The organism is Streptomyces sp. NPDC048389 (assembly GCF_040706335.1).
In the GTDB taxonomy this organism is placed as follows: domain Bacteria; phylum Actinomycetota; class Actinomycetes; order Streptomycetales; family Streptomycetaceae; genus Streptomyces.
This window is the reverse complement of the sequence record NZ_JBEZKP010000017.1, coordinates 21,166-34,006: the sequence shown is the minus strand read 5'-3', so window position 1 is coordinate 34,006 and position 12,841 is coordinate 21,166. Positions and strand designations below refer to the sequence as shown.

Annotated in this window: 13 protein-coding genes and 2 pseudogenes; 5 read left to right on the top strand and 10 right to left on the bottom strand. The window is 73.3% G+C overall.

Features of this window, described 5'->3' with window-relative positions; translation table 11 throughout:
• Positions 1 to 66: 66 nt before the first annotated feature.
• Entirely contained in the window at positions 67 to 246 is a 180-nt protein-coding gene (locus AB0903_RS14930) for a hypothetical protein (RefSeq protein ID WP_366702709.1), read from the bottom strand.
• 159 nt (positions 247 to 405) lie between these two features.
• On the opposite strand from AB0903_RS14930, the gene AB0903_RS14925 reads away from it, so the two are divergent.
• The gene (locus AB0903_RS14925) at positions 406 to 1,449 is read left to right on the top strand and encodes an NUDIX domain-containing protein (protein ID WP_366702707.1); all 1,044 of its coding nucleotides are present in this window, start codon (positions 406 to 408) and stop codon (positions 1,447 to 1,449) included.
• A 403-nt stretch (positions 1,450 to 1,852) separates the two neighbouring features.
• Here the strand turns inward: AB0903_RS14925 and AB0903_RS14920 are convergent, their stop codons facing one another.
• Positions 1,853 to 3,217, bottom strand: coding sequence for a dipeptidase (locus AB0903_RS14920; RefSeq protein ID WP_366702705.1), 1,365 nt, complete (start codon positions 3,215 to 3,217; stop codon positions 1,853 to 1,855).
• Between the two features lie 146 nt (positions 3,218 to 3,363).
• On the opposite strand from AB0903_RS14920, the gene AB0903_RS14915 reads away from it, so the two are divergent.
• Complete coding sequence (locus tag AB0903_RS14915; RefSeq protein WP_366702703.1) at positions 3,364 to 4,608, top strand: geranylgeranyl reductase family protein; 1,245 nt, start codon at positions 3,364 to 3,366, stop codon at positions 4,606 to 4,608.
• Between the two features lie 168 nt (positions 4,609 to 4,776).
• Here the strand turns inward: AB0903_RS14915 and AB0903_RS14910 are convergent.
• Positions 4,777 to 4,899, bottom strand: a pseudogene (locus AB0903_RS14910) (deazaflavin-dependent nitroreductase); the annotation flags it as partial.
• Between AB0903_RS14910 and AB0903_RS14905 the strand changes: the two are divergent.
• Positions 4,885 to 5,130, top strand: a pseudogene (locus AB0903_RS14905) (TetR-like C-terminal domain-containing protein); the annotation flags it as partial. The pseudogenes AB0903_RS14910 and AB0903_RS14905 overlap by 15 nt on opposite strands.
• 790 nt (positions 5,131 to 5,920) lie before the next feature.
• On the opposite strand, the gene AB0903_RS14900 reads toward AB0903_RS14905, so the two are convergent.
• The 4 genes from AB0903_RS14900 to AB0903_RS14885 form a co-directional block, all read right to left on the bottom strand.
• A complete protein-coding gene (locus tag AB0903_RS14900) occupies positions 5,921 to 6,196 on the bottom strand; it encodes a DUF6332 family protein (protein WP_366702701.1) in 276 nt (91 codons plus the stop codon).
• 174 nt (positions 6,197 to 6,370) lie between these two features.
• Positions 6,371 to 7,114 carry a maleylpyruvate isomerase family mycothiol-dependent enzyme gene (locus tag AB0903_RS14895; RefSeq protein WP_366702699.1) on the bottom strand — a complete coding sequence of 248 codons (744 nt, stop codon included), beginning with the start codon at positions 7,112 to 7,114 and terminating at the stop codon, positions 6,371 to 6,373.
• Between the two features lie 86 nt (positions 7,115 to 7,200).
• Positions 7,201 to 7,506 (bottom strand): hypothetical protein, encoded by a 306-nt coding sequence (locus AB0903_RS14890; protein WP_366702697.1) that lies wholly within the window; start codon positions 7,504 to 7,506, stop codon positions 7,201 to 7,203.
• A 63-nt stretch (positions 7,507 to 7,569) separates the two neighbouring features.
• Positions 7,570 to 8,793, bottom strand: a complete 1,224-nt coding sequence (locus tag AB0903_RS14885) for an MFS transporter (RefSeq protein WP_366702695.1) — start codon at positions 8,791 to 8,793, stop codon at positions 7,570 to 7,572.
• Between the two features lie 174 nt (positions 8,794 to 8,967).
• On the opposite strand from AB0903_RS14885, the gene AB0903_RS14880 reads away from it, so the two are divergent.
• The gene (locus tag AB0903_RS14880) at positions 8,968 to 10,182 is read left to right on the top strand and encodes an ROK family protein (protein WP_366702693.1); all 1,215 of its coding nucleotides are present in this window, start codon (positions 8,968 to 8,970) and stop codon (positions 10,180 to 10,182) included.
• 268 nt (positions 10,183 to 10,450) lie between these two features.
• Positions 10,451 to 11,263 (top strand): YhjD/YihY/BrkB family envelope integrity protein, encoded by an 813-nt coding sequence (locus AB0903_RS14875; RefSeq protein WP_366702841.1) that lies wholly within the window; start codon positions 10,451 to 10,453, stop codon positions 11,261 to 11,263.
• Positions 11,264 to 11,282: 19 nt separating this feature from the next.
• Here AB0903_RS14875 and AB0903_RS14870 read toward each other — a convergent pair whose 3' ends face one another.
• From AB0903_RS14870 to AB0903_RS14860, 3 genes are all read right to left on the bottom strand, one after another.
• On the bottom strand, positions 11,283 to 11,657 hold the full coding sequence (locus AB0903_RS14870; RefSeq protein WP_366702691.1) for a DUF4865 family protein: 375 nt from the start codon (positions 11,655 to 11,657) through the stop codon (positions 11,283 to 11,285).
• Between the two features lie 53 nt (positions 11,658 to 11,710).
• Entirely contained in the window at positions 11,711 to 12,247 is a 537-nt protein-coding gene (locus AB0903_RS14865; RefSeq protein WP_366702689.1) for an ATP-binding protein, read from the bottom strand.
• 176 nt (positions 12,248 to 12,423) lie between these two features.
• Positions 12,424 to 12,747, bottom strand: a complete 324-nt coding sequence (locus AB0903_RS14860; RefSeq protein ID WP_366702687.1) for a hypothetical protein — start codon at positions 12,745 to 12,747, stop codon at positions 12,424 to 12,426.
• Positions 12,748 to 12,841 lie beyond the last annotated feature (94 nt).

Genomic DNA, 12,841 nt, shown 5'->3' with positions numbered 1-12,841 from the left:
GTGCGACCGGTCTGTCCGGGCCGGCGTACGACCGCCCCGGCCCGCAGCCGCCTGCAGGCGGAACGCTCACCGATCGCGCTCGCCGCTCTGCTGCTGCGGCACCACGACCAGAAACGCGTCCGACTCCAGATCCATCACGACCTCCACCGCCAGGCCCTCGTTCCTGCGGCGGCGGGCGTACTCCTCCGCCTGCCGACTTCCCCGCGGGTCACCCGCGGGGAACGTCTCCAACACCGTGCGGCGCATGCCCCACTCCCTCGTCTCCTCCGCTCCAACGACGGTCCCGGGCCGGTGTCACGGCCCGGCCACAGTTGGCATGCCTGACCGGCCAACCGGTTCCGGTACCGGGTTTGCGTGGCAGGGTGTTGCGGGCAATCCACTGTGGGCTACGGAAGAGGGGGACCCGTGATCGTCTGGATCAACGGTGCGTTCGGAGCGGGCAAGACCAGTACCGCACGCGAACTGATCGATCTGATCCCGAACAGCACGCTCTTCGACCCGGAGTTGATCGGCGCGGGCATGCGCCACCTGCTGCCGGCCAAGCGGCTGGCCGAGGTGGGCGACTACCAGGATCTGCCGATCTGGCGGCGGCTCGTCGTGGACACAGCGGCGGCGCTCCTCGCCGAGCTGGGCGGTGTGCTGGTGGCACCCATGACCGTCCTGCGCCAGGAGTACCGCGACGAGATCTTCGGTGCTCTCGCCGCCCGCCGGATAGCGGTGCGGCATGTGCTGCTGGCACCTGATGAAACGATTTTGCGCGAACGGATAGCGGCTCGTGAGGAGTTCCCCGACGACCCGGAGGAGAGCGAGCGTGTCCGTCAGTGGGCCTTCGGCAACATCGAGCGCTACCGGGCATCCCTCGGCTGGCTCACCGGAGACGCACACGTGATAGACAACAGCCGCCTCGACACCCGCGCGGCGGCCCTGGCCGTCGCGGACGCCGTACGCACGGGTGCGGCCGCCGTGAGCGACATCGTGCAGACCCCCGAGCCGACCGCGGAGACCGTCGCCGCCGGTGTGCTGCTCTTCGACGAACACGACAGGGTGCTGCTCGTCGATCCGACCTACAAGCCGGGCTGGGAGTTCCCCGGCGGTGTCGTGGAGAGAGGGGAGGCGCCCGCCCGCGCCGGCATCCGGGAGGTCGCGGAGGAACTGGGCATCGAACTGGCCGGCGTACCCCGGCTGCTGGTCGTCGACTGGGAGCCGCCGAAGCCCCCGGGTTTCGGCGGACTGCGGCTGATCTTCGACGGTGGCAGGCTTCCCGGCGGCGACGCCGGACGGGTGCTGCTGCCCGGCTCCGAACTGCGCGGCTGGAAGTTCGCCGGAGAGGAGGAAGCGGCGGAGCTGCTTCCACCCGCCCGCTACGAACGGCTGCGGTGGGCCCTCCGTGCCCGCGAGCGGGGGGCCGTCCTCAACCTGGAGGCCGGCGTCCCGGTCGGCGGCAGTTGAGGGCTGTCCCGTAATCCCCGGCGGGACCCCCGGCGGGCGCACGACGACAGCTACGGCACCTTGCTGCGTTGTCGAATCGCCCGGATACACCCGGTACGAGGACGACCCTCCGCCTTGCGATGTACCGCATCCGACGCCGCGCGCTGATCCACCGGGGATTGCGGGACAGCCCTTAGCCGGACAGCTCCTCGGCGCGGCGGGGGCCCGGCCCTGCGGGCCTTCGCACCTCGCCGGCGGCAGCAGGCCGCGGCCGGCCACGGCCTGCTGCCGCCGGCGGTCACAGTCGGCAGCCGTCAGCGGGACGGTGCGGCCCCGGGGGCCGGCGCGACCGAGCGGCCGCCCCGGCCGTCCCGCCGACTCCCGGTGGTACGGCCGGCTCCCGGCCGTACCGTCAACCCCGCCGTCAGCCCCGCTTGGACGTCGCGTAGTTGACGAGGAACAGCGCCTCGGCCACGGACATCCGCTCCAGCTCGTCGGGGGACACGCTCTCGTTCACGGCGTGGATCTGCGCCTCCGGATCGCTCAGTCCGATCAGCAGGATCTCGGCCCGCGGGTACAGCGCGGAGAGTGTGTTGCACAGCGGGATGGAGCCGCCCATGCCGGAGGACTGCATCTCCTGGCCCGGGTACGCCACACGCATCGCCTCTGCCATGGACGTGTAAGCGGGGCTCGTGATGTCCGCCTGGAACGCCTGGCCCTGACCGACCTGCTCCACCGCCACCCGCGCGCCCCACGGCGTGTGCGCCTCCAGGTGCGCGGCGAGCAGCTTGTTCGCCTCCGCCGCGTCCTGGCCCGGCGGGACCCGCAGGCTGATCAGCGCCCGCGCGGACGCCTGTACGGACGGAGTGGCGCCGACCACGGGCGGGCAGTCGATGCCCAGCACCGTGACGGCCGGCCGGGCCCAGATGCGGTCCGCGACGGTGCCCTCGCCGATCAGCTCGACACCGTCGAGGACCTTGGCGTCCTTGCGGAAGTCCTCCTCCGGGTAGGCGAGGCCCTCCCATGCCGCGTCCGCCGTGAGCCCGTCCACGGTCGTCGAACCGTCCTCGGCGCGCAGCGAGTCCAGTACGCGGACGAGCGCGGCCAGCGCGTCGGGGGCAGCCCCGCCGAACTGCCCGGAGTGCAGGTTCCCCTCCAGGGTGTCGATCTGCACTCGCAGCAGCGTCATACCGCGCAGGCTGGCCGTGACCGTCGGCAGGCCGGCACGGAAGTTGCCCGTGTCGCCGATCACGACGGCGTCCGCGGCGAGCAGTTCCGGGTGGGCCTCCGCGTACTGCTCCAGGCCGCCCGTGCCCTGTTCCTCCGAACCCTCCACGATCACCTTGATGTTCACCGGCACACCGCCGTCGGCCTTCAGGGCACGCAGCGCGAGCAGATGCATGATGAAGCCGCCCTTGCAGTCCGCGGCCCCGCGTCCGTACCAGCGTCCGTCGCGCTCCGTCAGTTCGAACGGCGGCGAGACCCAGGCCGCCGTGTCGAGCGGCGGCTGCACGTCGTAGTGCGCGTACAGCAGCACGGTCGGGGCACCGGCCGGGCCGGGCAGGAAGCCGTAGACGGACTGCGTGCCGTCGGGGGTGTCCAGGACGGCCACGTCCGTGAAGCCCTCCGCGCGCAGCGCGCCGGCGACCCACGCGGCCGCCGCCTCGCATTCGCTTCTCGGGAACTGGGCGGGGTCCGCGACCGACCTGAACGCCACCAGCTCCCTGAGCTCCGCCTCGGCGCGGGGCATCAGCGACGCGACGGTCTCTGCGATCGGTACGGCGGTCATGGGCACGCTCCTCGGGGGCACGTCGTTGTGCGATGTGTGTACGGCGAATGTGTGGTCGATCCTCCCACAACGGGTGGCGGGCGACCGCGCCGTAGGATGCCGTCGAGAGCCCTAGCCACAGGTCGGATCGGGAGCAGAAGTACATCGTGAGCAGCGAGAACGATGCCACCGGAGCAGAGGCGGCAAATGAGCTTGGCGACCCAGTGTGGGACGTCGTCGTGGTCGGCGGAGGCCCCGCGGGGGCGTCGGCGGCGTACGCGGCGGCGGTGACCGGCCGCAGGGTACTGCTGCTGGAGAAAGCCGAACTGCCCCGTTACAAGACCTGCGGCGGGGGGATCATCGGACCTTCGCGCGACAGCCTGCCGCCGGGCTTCGAACTCCCGCTGCGCGACCGGGTGCACGCGGTGACCTTCTCGCTCAACGGCAGGCTGGCGCGCACCCGCCGCTCCAAACGGATGCTCTTCGGGCTCATCAACCGCCCGGAGTTCGACGCCGGTCTCGTCGAACAGGCGCAGAAGGCGGGCGCGGTGCTGCGCACCGGAGCGGCCGTGTCACGGGTGGAGCAGCACGGACCGGCGGTGCCGGACCGGCGCACGGTCGCCGTGGTGCTGTCGGACGGCGAGACGGTCCTGACCCGCGCGGTCGTCGGCGCGGACGGCAGCGCGGGCCGGATAGGAGCCCATGTCGGGGTGAAGCTCGACCAGGTGGACCTCGGCCTGGAGGCGGAGATCCCCGTCCCGGCGACGGTCGCCGAGGACTGGGCGGGCCGGGTGCTCATCGACTGGGGCCCCATGCCCGGCAGTTACGGCTGGGTGTTCCCCAAGGGGGAGACGCTGACGGTCGGTGTGATCTCGGCGCGCGGCGAGGGCGCCGCGACCAAGCGGTACCTGGAGGACTTCATCGCCCGGCTGGGGCTCGCCGGCTTCGAGCCCGCGGTCTCCTCCGGCCATCTCACACGCTGCCGCAGCGACGACTCACCGCTGTCGCGCGGCCGGGTGCTGGTGTGCGGGGACGCGGCAGGGCTGCTGGAACCGTGGACGAGGGAAGGCATCTCCTTCGCGCTGCGCTCGGGGCGGCTCGCGGGGGAGTGGGCGGTACGGATCGCCGAGGCCCATGACGCCGTCGACGCCCGCAGGCAGGCGCTGAACTACGCGTTCGCCGTCAAGTCGGGGCTCGGTGTGGAGATGGCGGTCGGGCGACGGATGCTTGCCGTCTTCGAACGGCGGCCGGGCCTGCTGCACGCCGTCATCACCGGTTTCCGGCCGGCTTGGACGGCCTTCGCCGACATCACCCGCGGGGCGACGACGCTGGCGGGCCTGGTGCGTACGCACGCGCTGGCCCGGCGGGCACTGGACGTACTGGACAAGCGGGGGTCGCAGCCCGCGCCCTGACACGCCTGCCAGGTGTCGCTTCCAGGCCCCCGCCTCCACCCGTCCAGGCCGCGTGGAGGCGGGCCCGGACGCCGCACGCCCCCGGCTGCGCCTCTTCGGCGCCGTGCGTCCTCGGGCGCGGACCGGCCGGGGCGGGTGGGCCCGGCGGGGGCCGGCACGGGCCGCGGGTCACCCGCCCACGGTGATCCGGAAGACGGGGTGCTTGTGGGCGGCCGCGAGCAGTTCCCTGTCCGTGGATCTGGCGTCGACGTCGCCGAAGAACCGGCCGACCTCCCAGCCCCAGCGCTCCAGCGCATGGCCGCCGACTTCGCCCCCGACCTGCCGCCACCCGTCGTCGCCGCGATGGTCGCCGCGTGGTCGCAGGTTTTCGGCACGATCTCCTTCGAGCTCTTCGGCCACTTCCGGAACGTCGTCGAGGACCGGGACGCCTTCTTCGAGCACGCCGCCACCAGGCTGGCCCACGAAGTGGGTCTGCTGCCGCAGGCCGCCGGCGTCTCCCGGGGCGGCGCCGCCGGGATCTGACGGCGCGGCCCCGCCTGCGCGGCCAGTGCGTACAGCACCGCCCGTGCAGAGCACGCAGCGCCGGCAGGGCCGGCCCGGAGGCGCCCGACCCTGGGCCCGCTCTACGGATCCCCCGGGGTCCGGCTCTGGTTCCGGCCCTCTACGGGGGCCCCTGGCTCGGGCCTTGGTTCCGGCCCCGCTCCACGGGGGCCCGGCTCCGGCCTCGGTGCCGCCTTCACGGGGGCCCGGCCCCGCACTCCCCCGGGAAGCGGCGGCCGCACCGCCCGGCCGGCGTCCGAGGCCACCGCGCTGGTCCAGCGCGGGCCGCATGGAACAGCAGTGCACCGGCAGCTGTGGAGGTCCGCGCTGGGCACGGGGCGGCCCGCCGTACCTGCGTCGTCTCGCGGACCGGCAGGACGGCGAGCGCATCCCGTGGCGGGCGACTCCGGCACTCGCTCTCTCGTCATGGTCGGCACGGGCTTCGCCGCCGAGAGCCAGCCGGGCACACGCGAACCGCTCGACACCCTCGCCCGCGTGCGCTCGCGGGGCCGGCGATGCTTCTGCTCCATGCGAAATACCCGGTGGCCACGGTATGCGGTGTCTGCGCCGTCGCACTGGTGCACTTCGCGGCCGACTGCCCGTACGGGCCGGTGTTCCTCGCCATCGTCTTCGCCGCCTTCGCCGTCTTCGCCGCCATCGTCGGCGGGACACCGGGGCGCGCCGCCCGGTGGGCAGTCGGGGTGCTCTGGGCCGCACCATGCCGAAGCTCGAAGCTCGAAGCCCGCGACCGGGGCCGACTGGTGTTGCCGGCCTACGAGCCGGGGCTGGTGTGGCCCGGCCGGCCGGGCCGGGCCGCCCCGCGCCCGAACCGCCACAGTACGGTCGCGACCCGCAGGACGAAGACGAGCGCGCCCGCCGCGGTGCCCGCGATCAGCAGGCCGCGCTCGACGGCGTACCCCATCGTGAACATCAGCTTGGGACCGGCGACCGCCCCGAAGACCAGTGCCGCGGCCACCGCAGCGCTGATCAGTGCGTAGCTGATCTCGATCGTCACGGCGTCCCGGTCGGCCTGCGTGCGTCGCTCCATGGACGAAGTGTCACAAGTCCGCGGTCGGCCGGGCAAGTGACCCGCAGGCCGCGGCTGCCGGTGACGGCCACGCCCCTCGGCCCACCGTCCCCGCGGGCGCGGGCGCGGGGACGAGAGAACGAGGGGCCCCGCCGCGGGTGGCCGTGAGTCGTGGCACGGCTACTGCCGCGCGTGTCACGACCAGGTGATGCCCGACTGCTCCCGCCACAGCCGCGCCAGTTCGGTGTCCCCGGTGACGGACACGGCCGCCGGCGGCAGCCGGTTCCAAAGCGTCAGATACAGCCGCTCCGCCGTCCCGCCCATCTCGCAGTCGGCAGGGCCCTCGTCGGTGCGTTCGGTGCGCGGCGGCTGCGCAGACAGCCGTACGGTCCACACGTCGCCCGTGTCCGTCGCCCTGACCCGCAGCACCCGGGGCTCCTTGGTGCGGACGCGGCTCTTCGGCCGGGCGTGGAACGCCGACAGCAGTTCGTCGATGCCGTCCACCGCGAGCTCCGTGGCGACGTGCCCAGGACCGCCACCCGCGGCCGACTGGGCGTCCGCCCGGTGCACCGCCGTCTCATGGGTCTGCCGCCGTGCCCAGAAGTGCAGCGGCGAAGGGGCGGGCAGGAAGGACCAGCAGGACACGTCCGGCGGAGCCTCGCTCAGTGCGCCCACCAGCAGCCCGTGTCCCTCCCGGAACCACTCCAGCAACTCGTCCCCGTCCAGATCGGGCTCACCGGCGTCGGGCTGGTACTCGGTGTGCCCCTCCACGACGAATGCCGTCGCCCAGCGGTGCACCATGCCCGTGTGGCGCAGCAGATGGCGCACCTGCCACGCAGGGCACGTCGGCACAGCCGCGGCAGGGCCCGCTTCCTGGGCGGCCGAGGCCAGCAACTGGCCTTCGCGGACGAGGTACTTGATGAGGGTGGAGATCTCCATGGTCTCGATTGTGCCGGTCGGCGCCGAGCCATGGAGCGGGAGGACCGTTCAGGCCCTGTGCGGTCGGGCGCCGTGTCCGTGGCCGGTCAGCAGGCGAGTGACAGTCCGAGCGCGAGGGCCTGGAGCAGCACCGACACGACGAGCGCCGGATACAGGAAGGCGGCGGACTGGGCGAACGAGTCCCCGAACAACGTACCGAGGACCATGAAGCCGAAGATCGTGGGCGCGGCGAGCAGGAGCAGCCAGAGCCCCGCCAGCGACGCGTCCTCGTGGTGGACGAACGTGGTGTCGATCGCGACGTAGACGGCTGCGACGGCGATCAGCGCCAGATATATCCGGGCCGGCCGGTTTCCGAACGTCAGTCGTGCGAGCGTGGTCAGTTGTGCGTTCATGGCCTCCCCGGGCGCGTGGTGGTTCCATGCTGCGACGCCCGGCGCGGCAGCGCCTGAGTACGGCTACTCAGCCGCCCTGGGGGCGGCGGCTCCCCGTGCGCCGTACGCGATCACCGCGGCGCCGGCCGCCAGCGCCGCCACCGTGGTCAGGGCCACGGGCAGAGAGAACCAGTCGGCGAGGAAGCCGATCGCCGGCGGGCCGAGCAGCATGCCGCCGTAGCCCAGGGTGGACGCGGCGGCGACCCCACCGGGCCCTGCGATTTCGCCCGCCCGGCCGACCGCCACGGGGAAGATGTTCGCCAGACCGAGTCCCGCGACGGCGAACCCGGCCAACGCGGCCCATACCGACGGTGCGAGCGCGCCGAGCAGCATGCCCGCGGCGGCGGTCGCCCCGCCGAGGACGAGGGTGCGGGTCTGGCCCAGTCGCTCGAGCAGGACCGTACCGCTGAGCCGCCCGGCGGTCATCGTGAGGGCGAACAGCGAGTAGCCCGCGGCGGCGAGCCCCGGATGGGCGTGCAGGTCCTGCTCCAGGTGCAGCGCACTCCAGTCGGCCATCGCGCCCTCGCCGTACGCGGTGCACAGCGCGATCACGCCGAAGAGCAGGACGAGCCTGCGGGCGCGGCCCTCGATGCGGCGCGACGCCGCGGGGGCGTCGCCGGTCCGGGCCGCCGGGACGTGGTGGCGCAGGAGTACGGGCGCGGTCACCGCGGTGACCACAAGTCCGATACCGGTCAGGGCGAGCAGGTGCACGGTGGGCGAGAGTCCGCCGGCGACCAGACCGCCGAGGCCCGCGCCGAGCATCCCGCCGAGGCTGAAGGCCGCGTGGAACGAGGGCATGACGGGCCGTCGCAGCGCGCTCACCAGATCGACGGCGGCGCTGTTCATCGCGACGTTGATCCCGCCGTAGGCGGCGCCGAAGACGAGCAGGACCAGACCGAGAGCCGCCGCAGAGTGCGTGAGCGGCGGCAGGGCCATGCTCAGCGCGAGCAGTACGGCACTGGCGACGGTGACCGGGTGGCTGCCGAAGCGGCGGCAGAGCCGTCCGGTGAGCGTCATGGTGACCACGGCCCCGGCGGACACCCCGAGGAGGGCGAGGCCGAGTTCACCGGCGGAGGAGCCGGTCTGCTGCTTGATGGCCGGGATGCGGACGACCCAGCCGGCGAAGAGGAAGCCGTCGAGGGCGAAGAAGACGGTCAGTGCGATGCGGAGGCGGGACAGGGAGGCGGTGGCGGGATCTCCGTCCGGTGCCCCCGGTATGGCCGTGGCAAGTTTGTTTAGTAGCGGCACAAAGTCAGAATAGGGGCTCGGGCCCGTTCTTCCAAGGCGGCCACCCAAGGCGGCCGTCCGAGCCGGCCGTCCGAGCCGGCCATCCAGGCCGGCTTCCCGAGCCGGCCATCAAGGCGGCCGGATTCCCCGCACGCACAGCGCTCGCACCTCCGGGATCATGGGAGACTCGCCTCCATGAACGGCAAGGCGACGACCACCCGGACGAGACTGGAGAGGGGCCGCAGTGTGCTCGGCCCCGCCCTGGAACTGGTTCACACCGGACGTGCGCCCACGCGTGCCGTACTCACTGCAGAACTCGGTGTCACCCGCGCCACCGCCGGAGCGGTCGCCGCGGAGCTGGAGGCCCTCGGACTGATCCGCGTCGACTCCCGCCCCGGCGCGGCCGCCGGCTCGCAGGGCCGCCCCTCCCACCGGCTCTCCGTCGACGACACCGGCCCCGTCGTCCTCGCAGCCCAGGTCCACGCCGACGGATTTCGGGCCGCACTCGTCGGCCTCGGCGGGCGGATCGTCGCCACCGCACCGGGCTGTGTCACCGTCCAGGCCGACCCCGCCCAGGTGCTCGGCGAGGTCGTCGACGCGGGCGCGGAACTGCTGCGCCGCAGCGGCCGCCGCTGCGCGGGCGCCGGCCTCGCCGTCCCCTCCGCCGTCGCGGAGCCGGAGGGTACCGCGCTCAACCCGCTGCACCTGGCCTGGCCGGCCGGGGCACCGGTGCGCGACATCTTCGCCCAGCGAGTGAGCGCGGCCGGGATCACCGGGCCGGCCTTCGCCGGCAACGACGTCAACCTGGCCGCGCTCGCCGAGCACCGCCACGGCGCCGGCCGGGGCGCCCACCATCTGCTGTGCGTCGCCACCGGACACCGGGGCGTCGGCGGCGCCCTCGTTCTGGACGGCCGTCTGCACAGCGGGAGTTCCGGGCTGGCGCTCGAGGTCGGCCATCTCACGGTCAACCCGGAGGGGCGCCCCTGCCACTGCGGCAGCCGCGGCTGCCTGGACGTCGAGACCGATCCGCTCGCCTTCCTCACGGCCGCGGGCCGCGCCCCGGGCCCCGAGGTGTCCCTGCTCCAGCGGGCGAGGGACCTGCTCCGCGAGGAGTACGACGACCCCGCCGTGCGGGGCGCGGCGGAGGAGCTCGTCGACCGCCTCGGGTTCGGGCTCGCCGGTCTGGTGAACATCCTGAACCCCGACCGCATCATCCTGGGCGGTCTCCACCGCGAACTGCTCGAGGCCGACCCGGATCGGCTGCGGGCCGTGGTCGCCGACCGCAGTCTCTGGGGCCGCAGCGGCGGAGTCCCCATCCTGGCGTGCACCCTTGACCACAACAGCCTGGTCGGCGCGGCCGAGCTCGCGTGGCAGCCGGTCCTCGACGACCCCTTGGGCGCGCTCGCCTGATCCCATCGCCTCCGCGCAGGGCCACCTCCGCCCCGGCCGTCGCCGCGTTCCGGACGACCGTGCGGGGGCCGTGCCGGCCGGGCTTCCGTCGCCCTGCGGACGTCCCCGCCCGCGGCGCCGCGCTCGTGCCGACCTCCGCCCCCTCTCCGGACGGGTGGTCCGCCCCGCGGGCCGGATCACCCGTCCGGAGGCGTCGCGGGCGGGCCGAGGGGCGCCTGCGGGTAGGCCAGGAGATGTGAGCGACGAGTCCACCCGCCGGCACCGCCTCCTGCGCCTGTGGCGCCGGGTGGCGCGGTCGCCTCTCGGAGTGGGCTGGAACCGTGGCCGTGAGCTGGAACTGCTGCACCGAGCCATGGGCTTCGCGGCCCTCGGGTTCCTGACGCTGGTGCCGCTCCTCGTCGTCGTCGCGGCTGCCGACCCGGGGGGTGGGCAGGGGTTCGCCCGCTGGATGAGTCAGGCGCTCGGCCTCGCGGGGTCCTCGCAAAACGAGGTCGAGCGCCTGTTCGGAATGCCGGGGCAGGCGTTGCAGCGCACCACCGCCTTCGGTCTCGCCGCGCTCGTCGTCTTCGGACTCACCTTCGGCTCCGCCGTGCAGACCACCTACGAGAAGGTCTGGGAGCTCCCGGCCGCCCGCTGGCACACGATGTGGCGGCACGTCGTCTGGCTCGGGATGCTGATCGGCTACCTCTTCTTCTTCGTGAGCACCCCACTGCCCGGCGACTCCGTGGTGTCCTCCGTGGTCGGTGCGGTGGGAGACCTGACCGGCACGATCCTGTTCTTCTGGAGTTCGCAGCGGCTGCTGCTCTGCGGACGGGTCCGCTGGCGGGCCCTGCTGCCGGGCTCCCTGGCGACCGCGGTCGCCATGCTCGGACTCCGGGTCTTCTCCCAGCTGGTCTTCTCCCCGCTGATCGCCTCGAACGCGGTGACGTACGGCCCCTTCGGCACGGTACTGGTCGTCCAGTCCTGGCTCGTCGGGGTCGGAGTGGTGGTCTACGGCGGTGCGATCGCGGGGCGCGTCACCCACGAGGTGCGGACCCGGCGCCGGCTGTCGGATCAGGAGGAGCGGCTGCCGGAGGGGTGACACCGGACCTGACGGCTGCTCACCAGTGCCTGCCCCGGCGCAGCGCGGCGCGCTCCGGCTGCGAAAGGCGGAGCACCTCGTAGCGGTCGCCGGGTGTTCCTCGGGAGCCCTGTTCCCACAGCGTGGCGTACAGCGGCTCCCAGCGGCGCGGGTCGACGGCGAGCGCCGCGCAGACCACGCCGTCGAGCGCCGCGAGCCGCCGAACCTCCGCCGGCGCCTCCTCGACGACCGGGCCCGGCAAGACGCCTGCGGGGATGCGCTGTCTGCGCCGGACCGCCGTACGCGCGGGGGCCGACGCCGACGGGCCCTCGTGGTACGCGAGCCCTGTCCAGTGCTGCACCTCCGGCCGGCCGAAGTCGTCGACGACCCCCTGGAGACCGGTCCTGTGCGGCATCGCCCGCCGAGCAGCGCTCTCAGGGGTTGATTCCGCCCGCCTGCTCGGCCCGGTCAGCCGGCGACGGTCGGCCGGGCGCCGGGCGTCTCCGTCGCCGGCGCGACCGGCACGGACTTCGTCTCCAGCGCCCCCGCGAACGGGCCGATGGTCGTCGCCCCGTACACCGCCGGGTACTCGGGCAGGGTGACGGTGGGGGAGGAGGCCGGAAGGGTGAACCAGACGACCTTGCCCGTGTCGCCCTGGGGTTTCACGCCCCAACTCTCGCTCATGGCCGCCACCAGCGCGAGGCCGCGCCCGGATGTGGCGCTCATGCCCGGGTCGCGTACGGCGGGGAGCCGCGGGTCGTGGTCGTGGACGGAGACCGTGAGCCGGTCGAGCAGCAGCTCGACGTCCACGGTGCACATCTTGTCCGGCTGTGCATGCCTGAGGACATTGGTCAGCAACTCGGTGACGCCGAGCGCGGCCTGGTCGATCAGAGGATCGAGATGCCAGTAGCGCAGTTGCGCCGAGACGATTCTGCGGACCTGACCGATCCGCGACGGCAGGGCCTGGAGCTCCACCGTGCAGTGCCTGCTGGGCTGGCTGATCACGGCTGCGACTCCCCGAAATAGTCCGGAAGAAGACGAGAAAGGCGATCCAGCAGTCGGCCGACCTGCTGATCTTACCGGCGGGGCTGGATCACAGCGTGACCACCGGTGCACCCTGAGTGAGGTGGTATCAGCGTGAACCATCGCCCACAGGCCCGCAACCGGGCGGCCCGTACGGCTCAGCGCCGGTCGCCGCCCGCCCCGCGGACCGCCTCCAGGAAACGCCCCGCCAGGACGCGGGCGTCCGCCCTCCTGCTGCGCTGCCCCATCGTCAGGCGGTACCGCTTGCCGTTCAGTGTCGCCACGGTGCTGTCCTCCCCGGCGAACCACGGCCGTCCGGCGCTGACGGCACGCACCGGGGCGCTTTCGATCACCTTGCCGTAGCTGGTCATCAGCGCCAGTCTGCCGTCCTTGATCAGCACCTGTCCGGCCCGGGTGAGCGAGCGGGGCCAGCGCTCGATCCGTACCCCTGTGGCGCTGAACTCGGGCTCTGCCACGGCCATCCGTCCGCCCCCTTCGCAGTGACTCCCCTGAAGTGTGCACAACTCGCGCCGCGTACACCAGTACGCCCGGCACCACCCGGCCACAAGCGACGCC

Excerpts from the sequence above, each read along its gene's own strand:
- AB0903_RS14900 (WP_366702701.1), bottom strand. The coding sequence starts at position 6,196 with ATGGAGCGACGCACGCAGGCCGACCGGGACGCCGTGACGATCGAGATC.
- AB0903_RS14880 (WP_366702693.1), top strand. The coding sequence starts at position 8,968 with ATGAACGGCAAGGCGACGACCACCCGGACGAGACTGGAGAGGGGCCGC.
- AB0903_RS14860 (WP_366702687.1), bottom strand. The coding sequence starts at position 12,747 with ATGGCCGTGGCAGAGCCCGAGTTCAGCGCCACAGGGGTACGGATCGAG.
- AB0903_RS14930 (WP_366702709.1), bottom strand. The coding sequence starts at position 246 with ATGCGCCGCACGGTGTTGGAGACGTTCCCCGCGGGTGACCCGCGGGGA.
- AB0903_RS14895 (WP_366702699.1), bottom strand. The coding sequence starts at position 7,114 with ATGGAGATCTCCACCCTCATCAAGTACCTCGTCCGCGAAGGCCAGTTG.
- AB0903_RS14920 (WP_366702705.1), bottom strand. The coding sequence starts at position 3,217 with ATGACCGCCGTACCGATCGCAGAGACCGTCGCGTCGCTGATGCCCCGC.
- AB0903_RS14870 (WP_366702691.1), bottom strand. The coding sequence starts at position 11,657 with ATGCCGCACAGGACCGGTCTCCAGGGGGTCGTCGACGACTTCGGCCGG.
- AB0903_RS14890 (WP_366702697.1), bottom strand. The coding sequence starts at position 7,506 with ATGAACGCACAACTGACCACGCTCGCACGACTGACGTTCGGAAACCGG.